The sequence below is a fragment of the Sediminibacillus dalangtanensis genome, assembly GCF_017792025.1.
Classification (GTDB): Bacteria; Bacillota; Bacilli; order Bacillales; family Amphibacillaceae; genus Sediminibacillus; species Sediminibacillus dalangtanensis.
Genome location: NZ_CP046956.1, coordinates 1,625,531 through 1,637,301, shown reverse-complemented (window position 1 = coordinate 1,637,301; position 11,771 = coordinate 1,625,531). Strand labels below are relative to the sequence as shown.

Genomic DNA, 11,771 nt, shown 5'->3' with positions numbered 1-11,771 from the left:
CTTTATCCTATCATGTCGTATATTCTTTTTCTAAAAGTAGCGATTCTTCTTCTGTTTTGCTATAATTTCTCATACACTGCGCAATCTCTGGAGTGAGTGGAACGTTAGATTAAAACAAATGATAACTACTTATTAAAGTGCTATAAAGAGGTGTATTTTGAATAATGACATCACAGGAACAAACTCCGTTATTTACTGGATTGGTGAATCATATGAACAGAAAACCAATTCAATTCCATATCCCCGGTCATAAAAAAGGCGCAGGAATGAATCCCGATTTCCGGGCATTTATTGGGGATAACGCTCTCGGAATTGATTTGATTAACATTGAACCCCTTGACGATCTCCATCACCCGCAAGGTATGATCAAGCAAGCCCAAGACCTTGCTGCCGAAGCTTTTTCTGCTGACTATACTTTTTTCTCAGTCCAAGGGACAAGCGGCGCTATTATGACAATGGTATTAAGTGTTTGTGGACCTGGCGACAAAATTATCGTCCCGCGAAACATTCATAAATCGGTGACGACCGCGATTATTTTTTCCGGTGCTACGCCGGTGTTCATCCATCCGGAAGTGGACAATGAACTCGGTATTTCCCATGGTATTACTCCTGAAGCAGTAGAAAAGGCATTAAGCGCAAACCCGGATGCCAAAGGGGTGCTGGTAATCAATCCAACCTATTTTGGAATTGCTGCCGATTTGAAAAGAATAGTCGAGATAGCACACACTTTTGAAGTTCCGGTCTTAGTTGATGAAGCGCATGGGGTCCACATCCATTTTCACAAAGCCCTTCCTGTGTCTGCCATGGATGCAGGTGCAGATTTGGCCGCCACGAGTGTTCATAAACTAGGGGGATCGCTTACCCAAAGCTCGGTACTTAATTTGAGGGAAGGCTTGGTCTCCCATGAAAGGGTTCAGAGCATCCTATCGATGCTTACGACCACATCTACTTCTTATCTGCTTCTTGCTTCCATTGACGCTGCCAGGAAGCATTTGGCTGTAAATGGACAAGGATTCATCGACGAGACCATTCATTTGGCAAACAAAACAAGAGATGCCATTAACCGAATTCCGAACCTTTACTGTGTCGGCAGTGAAATACTTGGCAGTGAGGCGACATTTGATTACGACCCGACCAAATTGATTATCTCTGTTAAAAACCTCGGTCTCACTGGTTATGACGTAGAATTGTGGCTTCGAAAGCATTATCGAATCGAAGTGGAATTGTCGGATATGTATAACATTCTCTGCATTATTACTCCGGGAGATAAGGAAGAGGAAACAGACACGCTTGTCGAAGCATTGGATAAACTGGCTTGGGAACGCAGCAGTTATGCCATTCAGAAAAGTGTACCCGTCAAGATACCCGAAATACCTCTCTTATCCATGTCGCCAAGAGACGCTTTTTACGCAGATACCGAAGTTATTCCGTTTCAGGAAGCATCCGGCCGGATCAGCGCTGAATCCATCATGGTTTATCCGCCGGGTATTCCAATTTTTATTCCTGGTGAAATTATTACTGCAGATAACATCCAATATATCCGGGAAAACTTAAAAACCGGTCTGCCTGTTCAGGGACTGGAGGACGAAACATTACAATCTATCCGAGTGATAAAAGAACATAAAGCCTTCAGATAATCGCTAAATGCAAACCCTCACGGCCATTGGTTGGCCGTGAGGGTTATTTGCATTCACGAAATCAGTTAAAGCTTTACTCATCCGCAGTTCTTATTAAACCCGGATCGACAATTTCATACCCTTTTTCCCGCAAACCAGATACAATTTCTTCCAGCGCATTTGCGGTCCACTCACGGTCATGCATCAGCAGATTTGCTCCGTTACCCAATAGTTCTGTATTCACCATAATGTCAGCAAGGGCATCTTCATCCATGTACTCCTCATTCCAATCGTAGCCATAAGACCAATTCATAAGAAGCATCCCTTCCTCTTTCGCAACCTGCTTTGAATAATCGGTATTTTGGCCATTAGGCGCCCTGAAAAATTTCGGCCTTTCTCCAATAATGTCCTCAATCAAATCATTCAAACGGACAATTTCTTTTTTCTGCTCTTCTTTCGTTGCATCGACTAAAGCTTGATGATGGTATGTATGGTTACCAATTAAAAAGCCCATATCATGGATTTTCTTTAATACTTGCTTTTGTTCTTCCCTCTCTAGAAAGTGTCCGTTGACGAAAAAAATTGCTTTGGCATCTAATTCTTTCAATGTTTTAGCCATTTCAAGAGCGTGCTTGTCCGGCGCATCGTCAATTGTCAACAGCACGACATTCTCTTCCGCTTGATCTTTAATGGGTTTGATAGACCAAGTATCTGTCAATTCATATTTGGGCTCTATAACGCTGTCAGCCGATCCGCTTTCCGGTTGTACTGTTTCTTGTACTTCATTCTCACCTGTATCCTTCTGTTCTTCTTGTCCTTCAGAAACGTTATCCTCATCTGTTTGTTCCTGGGTATCCTCTTCGTTTTCACTTTGCTGACTCTCTTTGTCAGGACCTGCCGAAGTAGACAAGTGGCTACAGCCGGCAAGTAAGAGTACACCGATTATTCCAATCCATAAAATCTTGAGCTTCTTCAAAAAATTCCCTCCTGCTGTTTGTCGTTTCCTGTCTCCTCATTATAAATAATCCACTAAAAGTTGGGAACCATTCCACGTAAGAATTTTCTAGTGAGAAAGAAGGATTTTTAAAGTGTTTAGTGGTTTACAAGGATGGGTAATCATATTCTATGTGTTCGTTTCTGTCGAGTTTTGACGAAGCAATTCATTCCTCCCTTCCCTCCTAAAGAAAGAATCTCCTTCAAAAACATGGACATATTAAGACCATTCCTGAACACCAAGATATTTGCAAACCATTTTAAAACATGGACAATTTATGTTTTAATACATAATTGTGGTTTTATTAACAATGTTGATTACGTCAAAAAAATTATAAAGGAAAGGAACGAGAAAAAATGAATAAAATTACCAGAGTTTTTTATATTTCCCTTGCTGTAGCTATCATTTTTATCATCTGGGGCTTGATTTCGGATGATGTCTTGCCTAATGGCAATTTGGAGAACGTGACAAGTGCAGTCCAAGGGTTTATCGTTGAAAAATTCGGCTGGTTCTATTTATTATCAGCTACGGGATTCCTGGTTTTCGCGATATTCTTGATTTTTTCTAAATACGGCAATATCAGGCTTGGTAAACCAGAGGACCGTCCAGAGTATAACTACTTAACCTGGTTTGCTATGCTATTCAGTGCCGGAATGGGAATTGGTTTGGTGTTCTGGGGAGCTGCGGAACCACTGTCGCATTTTCATACTCCGCCAGATGGAAACATTGTCGAGGGGTCCCCAGAGGCAGCCCGGACAGCAATGCGTTACAGCTTCTTCCACTGGGGCCTGCATCCATGGGGGATCTACGCTGTCATCGCACTGGCACTAGCCTATTTTAAATTCAGAAAAGGTGCACCTGGTTTGGTCAGTTCCATTCTGGAGCCATTATTTGGTGAAAAAATAAAAGGCGGTTGGGGCACCCTTGTCGACTTTATCGTAGTGTTTGCGACTATCTTCGGTGTTGCTACCTCACTCGGACTCGGAGCTATTCAAATCAGCGGCGGTCTTGCTTTCATCTTTCCGGGTATAGACCGTACGATAACTGTACAACTAATCATAATTGCCATCGTAACTGTGCTCTATTTGTTGTCGGCAATGACCGGGATTAACAAAGGTATAAAATATTTAAGTAATACGAATATCGTATTGGCCATTCTACTTATGGTGTTTTTACTGTTTGCCGGGCCGACTAACTTCATCATGGATTTATTTACTACGTCACTTGGGAATTATGCTGCCAACATTGTCAATATGAGTTTCCGGCTTACCCCGTTCGATCAAGATAATACATGGATTCAGGGTTGGACGATTTTCTATTGGGCCTGGTGGATTGCGTGGGCTCCATTTGTCGGTACTTTTATTGCCAGAGTATCAAAAGGAAGAACAATCCGAGAATTCGTATTAGGTGTTCTTCTGGTGCCGACCATATTTGGCGCATTATGGTTCTCGGTTTTCGGCGGATCTGCCATCAACCTTGAATTTTACGGCGGTCAGGACATCATTCATTACGTAAATGACATGGGAACCGAAATTGCATTATTCGCAGTATTGGAGTCCTATCCTCTCGGTTTAATCATGTCGATTTTAGCTGTTTTGCTAATCAGTACTTTCTTTATCACATCAGCGGACTCCGCTACATTTGTGCTGGGTATGCAAACCACAGGCGGCGGATTGAATCCACAAAACAGGATAAAATTTGTTTGGGGCATTATCCAATCGGCTGCTGCAGCCATCCTATTATGGCAAGGTGGTCTGAAAACGTTGCAAACAGCTTCTATCATTGCCGCTTTTCCATTTGCTATCATTATGATTTTGGTCGTGTTTTCATTGGTCAAGTCCTTCCGTGAGGAAGCAGCAACAGTGGACTTACGCCGACCAAAGAAAGATAATAGATAATATGATAAGTAGCTGTGTCCAAAAGAGTCTCGGCCAACGAAAAAACCGAACGAACCCGTTCGGTTTTTCTTTTTTTTACTTCTAAATTTCTAATGTGATGCTACCCAGCTACAGCGCCTCGCGATCCTCTATATAGCAAGAAATGAAGTAGTGTTACTATCTCCCTGTCATAGCCTGAAAGCTGTACCATAGCGCACTTTTTCTTATAACCTGTCAGTGGTGCAATACTTCCCTTAGAAAGCAGTATCCTGCCTGAGTGAAGCGAAACACTCATCACACAACTGGGTGAAAAAAATTACTGCCCTTCCTGTGAAATAAAATTGAAACACTGGAAGATGGCCATTTAGAATTTCACGTTCTGTTATCGTTCGCTTTCGCAAGTGGATTTATGGCATGTCCTAGCTTTTTTCTTTATTTCACTAGTCCATTTCCTAAACCGGAAAAATACGGTACTCTTCACACTTCCATAGTTTGTATGGCTCTATACTGAATGTGGTGGTGTCCCCTGTCGTGATGCGGATTCGAACAGGGCAAAAAAATACACTCATTCCCTCTCTCTTTGTTACCCTAAAGTTGCCGACACCAAAGGAAAAAGAGAGGGATATGAGTAAAACGTCATTTTATCATCGAATTATTAGGGATTAAGATAAACAAGTGGATGTATGGAATGTAAAGGAAGAAGGAAGTGCTTTAAGAGTAGAGCTTTACACAAAAGGCAACAAAAGTGCCCATTCTGTAAAGAGAGGGTGGGAGGAAAAATCACACCACCACTTTTGACAGAGAACCGTTTTTATTTCATTTTGTTACACAAACCGCACTCCTGTTTCATTTTGTTAACAATTAGGTTATAGAGACTAATACTGGCGAATTTTTTGTTATGATGTAGCTATACGACATCAACCAAAAGGAAGGTGCGGCATATCACTAAGCAAAGATGGCTTACCTTTATTTTTGTGGGCTTAGTTTTAATTTCAACAAGTTGTAATGCGAAGCATCCAATCGAAGAAGTAAGCTTCGCCCCAAGTGATTATCAGGTCTTTTATTATTCAACCAATTCAAACCCAAAAATAGAAAATGAATATTTAACCGCTATTTTGGATTTAAAACAAGATTATCCTGAGCAAATGGATAATATAGAACGTAAAGAAACAACCAAAGAAGCCGCGAAAAGAAAAAAAATTAGTGAATATCCATCGCTTGTTATCGTGAAAGATGGAGAAACAATTTCAACTGTAAGTGGCAATACAAAAAAATCAGAAGTATTACAGCATCTGCTAAAAACAGTCAATTAAGAAAGCCGTAAAGCATTACTCCCACCCCCGACAGGTTAAATCTACTACTCGGAGGTGGAATTTTTTGTCTTACAGAAAGAATTACGTAACAGGTTCTATACTGAATGGGATGATTTTCTTTGTTACTGAGACTCCTGCGGGATATGAGCGACTGAGACCCTTCAGTAGTTATGCGGGAAGGTCCGTGCATTATAACGCGGAAAGCGAGTTTTGTTTCCCTCTGGGGACTGAACAAAACTGCTATGATTATGGAATAAGCTTTTCGACATAGAAATGGTGGAGTGAGAGTCTTACCAATACATTTACATAGAATCCAATATGAAGCGATCACACTTTATTACGGACAAAAGCGCAAGCGCCTGTTTAAAGGAACAGGCTAAAGCCGCCACGTCCTGTGGCAACGCCTGCATGACCCACATCGTTTGGGCCTCCGACAAGCTTAAGAAACAGCCTCTGTGTGGCGCTTTTTGCCACACAGAGGCTGTTTTTAAGACCCGAGGGGGTAGGCGCTGGAGCTGGACGTGGCTGTTTCAGCCAATAATGATCCACAGACAGTTAAATTTATCATTTCCTATATAACAAGAAAAAAACTCCAGAAGATTGATCTTCTGGAGTTTTTGCATTTCAAATTATTTAGCGATATGAATCGGTGAGCCAAGGGCAACTTCTGCTGCCTCCATGGTAATTTCACCAAGTGTTGGATGGGCATGAATAGTAAGTGCAAGATCTTCAGCAGTCATTCCTGCTTCAATCGCCAATCCTAGTTCAGCAATCATGTCACTGGCATTTGGACCGGCAATTTGTGCTCCAATGACCAATCCATCATCTTTTCTCGTGATAAGTTTTAAAAATCCATCACTATCATTAAGAGATAATGCACGGCCGTTCGCTGCAAATGGGAATTTAGAAGCTTTCACTTCATACCCATCATCCTTGGCACTTTGCTCATCATATCCAACTGTAGCCAGTTCCGGCTCGGAGAATACAACAGCAGGGATGCCATTATAATCAATCTCAGACTTTTCTCCGCCGATAACTTCGGCAGCTACTTTTCCTTCATAGGACGCTTTATGAGCAAGTGGAGGACCGGCAACAATATCACCAATCGCAAAAATATTATCTACATTTGTACGGCACTGCTTGTCGATTTTGATCAATCCTTTATCGTCCATCTCGATGCCTACTTGCTCAAGCCCGATTTCAGCAGTGTTTGGACGTCGACCGACTGTTACAAGAACGTAATCAGCTTCGATAACCTCTTGATTATCTTTTGCCTCATAAGTTACTTTAACGCCATTATCCGTTTCTTCTACTCCCTTAGCCATTGCGTTGGTTACAATTTCTACGCCTTTAGACTTCAGACGACGCTTCACAAGAGAAGTCATCTGCTTTTCGAAACCGCCCAGGATATCTTTCGTTCCTTCTAAAATCGTCACTTTCGTACCGAAGTTGGCATAAGCAGTTCCTAGCTCTGTTCCGACATAACCTCCGCCGATCACTACCAATTTCTCAGGAATTTCACCTAAGTTAAGCGCTCCAGTGGAATCCAGAACACGATCAGAGAATTTGAAAGTCGGAAGTTCAATCGGGCTTGAGCCCGTCGCGATAATACAGTTATTAAACGTATAAGTCTGAGAATTTTTCTCGTCCATTACTCTCACTGTATTTTTATCGACAAAGTAAACTTCCCCTTTCACAATGTCCACTTTGTTCGCTTTTAAAAGTCCTTCCACTCCGCTGGTCAGTTTATTGACCACAGTGCCTTTCCATTCTTGAACTTTTGAGAAATCGACACTGACATTTTCTGTTTTAATTCCAAGCTCATCTTCGCCATGTGCCTGTTCGACACGGTGACCTGCTTGAATCAAAGCCTTGGAAGGAATACAACCGACATTTAGGCAGACGCCCCCCAGATTGCCTTTATCGACAATGGTGACCTTCTGGCCGGTTTGGGCAGCCCGGATGGCGGCTACATAGCCGCCTGGTCCGGCGCCAACTACTAAAGTATCTAATTCGATCGGGAAATCTCCTACTACCATAATTTACGCCTCCATCATAATTAATTGTGGATCGTTCAACAGACGCTTGATTTGATTTAGTGCCATTTGGGCTGTAGCGCCGTCTACGATACGGTGATCAAAGCTTAGGGATAGGCTCAATACTGGAGCTACCACAATTTCACCGTCGCGTACAACAGGTTTTTCAGCGATACGTCCAATTCCTAGGATGGCTGCTTCTGGGTAGTTAAGCACAGGTGTGAACCACTGTCCGCCTGCAGAACCGATATTGGAAATAGTGCTTGAAGCACCTTTCATTTCATTCGGGCTTAGTTTACCATCTCTTGCTTTGCCTGCCAATTCATTGATTTCTTGAGAAATCGCAAAGATGGATTTAGCATCAGCATTTTTCACAACTGGTACTAGCAATCCTTTATCCGTATCAGCAGCAATACCGATATTATAGTAATGTTTTTGAACGATTTCATCGGTATTTTCATCAATGGATGCATTTAAAATCGGATATTTTCTCAGGGATGAAACCAAAGCTTTTACGACATAAGGTAGATAGGTCAGCTTGATTTCTTGTTCAGCAGCAACTGCTTTGAATTTCTTTCTGTGTGCTACTAGCTCAGTTACGTCCACTTCATCATGAAGTGTTACGTGAGGAGCTTTTGTTTTCGAATTAACCATCGCTTTAGCGATAGATTTGCGGATGCCGCTCATTTTCTCGCGAGTTTCAGGGAATTCGCCTTCCGGAACTGTTTGAGCAGTAGCAGGAGCAGCAGATTGGTCCTCAGCCGGCTGTTGTTGTTCTGCTTGATCAGCGGCAGGCTGCTGTCCTCCGTTCAAGTAACTGTCTACATCTTCTTTGGTAACTCGGCCATTTTTACCTGTACCCTGTACCTTCGCGATTTTCACGTTGTTGTCGCGGGCATATTTACGTACAGAAGGCATAGCAATGACACGTCTGTCAGAATCTTCAGCGCTGTCCTCTTCACTTGCAGCAGGCTGCTCTTGATCAGCAGCAGGTTTTTCTTCTGACTCAGAAGGTTCTTCTTCTTTTGCAGGAGCTTCTTCCTCTCCACTGTCTTCTGATTCATAACCTTCTGCGTCAAGCGTGATAATGACGTCACCTACAACGGCAACCGTTCCTTCTTCCACTTTCACATCTTTGACTGTCCCCTCTACAGGAGATGGAATTTCAACAACAGCCTTGTCGTTTTGTACTTCGCAAAGCACGTCATCTTCATTGACCTGGTCGCCTTCTTTTACGAACCATTTTACTATTTCACCTTCATGGATACCTTCACCGATATCCGGAAGCTTGAATTCAAAAGCCATTTATATTGCCTCCTATCTCAGGTTCTCTTTAGAAATTAACTACTTGGTTGACTCTTTCAATTATGTCGTTATAGTTTGGAAGCCAAACTTCTTCTGCTTGAGAGAACGCATATACTGTATCAGGAGCAGTAACTCGCAATACAGGAGCTTCCAGATGAAGAATCGCACGTTCTTGAATTTCAGCAATGATGTGCGCTGCCACACCAGCTTGGCGTTGTGCTTCCTGTACCACTACTACCCGATTTGTTTTCTTCACAGATTCCAAGATTGTATCCATATCGATTGGCATTACGGTTCTTAAGTCGATTACTTCCGCGCTTACGCCATTCTTTTCCAGCTCTTCAGCAGCTTTCAAAGAAGAATGGACCATTGCACCATAAGCTACAAGCGTTACATCCGTTCCTTCACGTTTCACTTCGGCTTTTCCAAGATCAATCGTGTATTCTTCTTCCGGCACTTCCTCACGGAAAGAACGGTAAAGCTTCATGTGCTCAAGAAAAACGACCGGATCGTTGTCGCGGATGGATGAAATCAACAAACCTTTTGCATCATAAGGAGAAGAAGGAATGACAACTTTCATACCAGGCTGTTGCGCAATCAATCCCTCCAAAGAATCGGCGTGCAATTCTGGAGTGTGAACCCCACCGCCGAATGGTGAACGGATTGTAACAGGCTGCGCCTTTGTACCGCCTGAACGATAACGCATACGGGCCATTTGACCGTTGATGGCATCCATCGCTTCATAAACGAAGCCAAAGAATTGAATTTCAGGTACTGGACGGAATCCTTGCAAAGCCAGACCGATGGAAATACCGCCGATGCCTGATTCAGCAAGCGGGGTGTCAAATACGCGGTCTTCTCCGAATTCATCTTGCAGCCCTTCAGTGGCACGGAAAACACCGCCGTTTTTACCGACGTCTTCTCCGTAAACCAGCACATTTTCATCATTTTTCAATTCAGTGCGCAAGGCATCTGTAATTGCTTGGATCATTGTCATTTGAGCCATGATTTACTTCGACTCCTTTTCTGTGTATTCTTCCAACTGTTCTTCCAAATGGGAAGGAAGTTCTTCATACATATTCTTGATGAGGTCTGTTACCTTTTGTTTTGGCTGTTCGTCGGCTTTTTTGATTGCCGCTTTAATTTCTTCTTTTGCCTGTTCAATTACTTTGTTTTCTTCCTCTTCCGACCATAGGCCTTTCTTCTCGAGGAAGCTGCGGAAACGTACAAGCGGATCGCGTTTTTCCCACTCATTATCCATGTTTTCTGTACGGTAACGAGTCGGGTCGTCGCCAGCCATTGTGTGCGGTCCGTAACGATAAGTCAATGTTTCAATCAAGGTAGGACCTTCTCCGTTAATGGCACGTTCACGCGCTTCTTTCGTTGCTGCAAATACAGCCAATACATCCATACCGTCTACCTGGATGCCCTCAATTCCTGCAGCAACCGCTTTTTGCGCCAATGTTGTAGCTGCAGTTTGCTGCTCAACAGGTACAGAGATTGCAAATTGGTTGTTTTGCACCACGAAAATTGCTGGAGCTTGATAAGCACCCGCAAAGTTGATTCCTTCGTAGAAGTCACCTTGGGAAGTACCGCCGTCACCAGTATAAGTAATTGCAACTGATTTTTTACCGCGGCGCTTCATACCAAGTGCTACACCGGCAGCTTGGGTATATTGAGCACCGATGATGATTTGTGGACTTAGTGCATTTACACCTTCAGGCATCTGGTTGCCATGGAAATGTCCACGGGAGAACAAGAATGCTTGATACAACGGCAGGCCGTGCCAGATCAATTGAGGCACATCACGGTAAGCCGGAAGAATAAAGTCTTCTTTCTCCAATGCATAATGTGTTCCCAATTGAGAAGCTTCCTGACCGGCAGTCGGAGCATAGAATCCCAGTCGCCCTTGTCTATTCAGCGCAATGGAGCGTTGATCCAGGATACGGGTATACACCATTCTGTGCATAAGTTCTTTCAATTCATCATCCGAAAGATCAGGCATAGCATCTTCATTGATGATCTCGCCGTCTTCATTCAGAATTCGAAACGTTTCAAATTGGTTTTCGATGTTTTCAAGAGTACGTTTCAAATCGACTCACCTCTTCCTTTCTCTTATCCTTTAGATTTGTCCCCGACCATACGGGGTAAGTAATACTGAGTGGGCCGAAACAACTTTTCGGCAACTTGAACAGAAAGCACGCACAAAGGCAATAATCCTTTATGGTTCTAGCCTTCCCAAAAGTTTAAAAAATCTGTACCAATTATGATAAAAATACAATACCCTTTATTTCAATTACTTAATCGTTTGATAAAGCAATCAACAAACTGTTACATAGTTTATCTTTAAATTGACTGGTACAATTTTCACTCTGGTTTAATTTTAGCTCATTCGTATGGGATGGTCAAACACTTTACCTTTGTGGATTGTATTTTTTTCTATGAGTAAATTCCTGGCGAGAGATCCGCCAACACGACGGCCTTCATTTATATCTTGTAGCTGTTTCAGGATTTTCAGCTAACTGTATCAATAGCTTTTGGGTAAATTCATTAGTAGATGCAGAAACAGCCCATCATCCTGCTCTTCTCACAAAGAAAATTTACCGATTAAAGAGCCTGCAGGCACGGTC

8 protein-coding genes are annotated in these 11,771 nt (G+C 42.7%); 3 read left to right on the top strand and 5 right to left on the bottom strand.

What is annotated here, in order from left to right:
• Positions 1 to 164 precede the first annotated feature (164 nt).
• Positions 165 to 1,637 (top strand): aminotransferase class I/II-fold pyridoxal phosphate-dependent enzyme, encoded by a 1,473-nt coding sequence (locus ERJ70_RS08250; RefSeq protein WP_209368529.1) that lies wholly within the window; start codon positions 165 to 167, stop codon positions 1,635 to 1,637.
• Positions 1,638 to 1,710: 73 nt separating this feature from the next.
• On the opposite strand, the gene ERJ70_RS08245 is transcribed toward ERJ70_RS08250, so the two are convergent.
• A complete protein-coding gene (locus ERJ70_RS08245; protein WP_209368526.1) occupies positions 1,711 to 2,592 on the bottom strand; it encodes a polysaccharide deacetylase family protein in 882 nt (293 codons plus the stop codon).
• Between the two features lie 374 nt (positions 2,593 to 2,966).
• On the opposite strand from ERJ70_RS08245, the gene ERJ70_RS08240 reads away from it, so the two are divergent.
• Together ERJ70_RS08240 and ERJ70_RS08235 are read left to right on the top strand one after the other, a co-directional pair.
• Positions 2,967 to 4,508 carry a glycine betaine uptake BCCT transporter gene (locus ERJ70_RS08240; protein ID WP_209368523.1) on the top strand — a complete coding sequence of 514 codons (1,542 nt, stop codon included), beginning with the start codon at positions 2,967 to 2,969 and terminating at the stop codon, positions 4,506 to 4,508.
• A gap of 911 nt (positions 4,509 to 5,419) precedes the next feature.
• The gene (locus tag ERJ70_RS08235) at positions 5,420 to 5,800 is read left to right on the top strand and encodes a hypothetical protein (protein WP_209368521.1); all 381 of its coding nucleotides are present in this window, start codon (positions 5,420 to 5,422) and stop codon (positions 5,798 to 5,800) included.
• Between the two features lie 629 nt (positions 5,801 to 6,429).
• On the opposite strand, the gene lpdA is transcribed toward ERJ70_RS08235, so the two are convergent.
• The 4 genes from lpdA to pdhA are packed head-to-tail and all read right to left on the bottom strand — an operon-like array spanning position 6,430 to position 11,233.
• Complete coding sequence (gene lpdA / locus ERJ70_RS08230; RefSeq protein WP_209368519.1) at positions 6,430 to 7,839, bottom strand: dihydrolipoyl dehydrogenase; 1,410 nt, start codon at positions 7,837 to 7,839, stop codon at positions 6,430 to 6,432.
• A gap of 3 nt (positions 7,840 to 7,842) precedes the next feature.
• The gene (locus ERJ70_RS08225; protein ID WP_209368517.1) at positions 7,843 to 9,141 is read right to left on the bottom strand and encodes a dihydrolipoamide acetyltransferase family protein; all 1,299 of its coding nucleotides are present in this window, start codon (positions 9,139 to 9,141) and stop codon (positions 7,843 to 7,845) included.
• 28 nt (positions 9,142 to 9,169) lie between these two features.
• Positions 9,170 to 10,147: an alpha-ketoacid dehydrogenase subunit beta gene (locus ERJ70_RS08220; protein ID WP_209368515.1), complete on the bottom strand. Its 978-nt coding sequence runs from the start codon at positions 10,145 to 10,147 to the stop codon at positions 9,170 to 9,172.
• 3 nt (positions 10,148 to 10,150) lie between these two features.
• Complete coding sequence (pdhA, locus tag ERJ70_RS08215; protein WP_209368513.1) at positions 10,151 to 11,233, bottom strand: pyruvate dehydrogenase (acetyl-transferring) E1 component subunit alpha; 1,083 nt, start codon at positions 11,231 to 11,233, stop codon at positions 10,151 to 10,153.
• Positions 11,234 to 11,771: the final 538 nt, after the last annotated feature.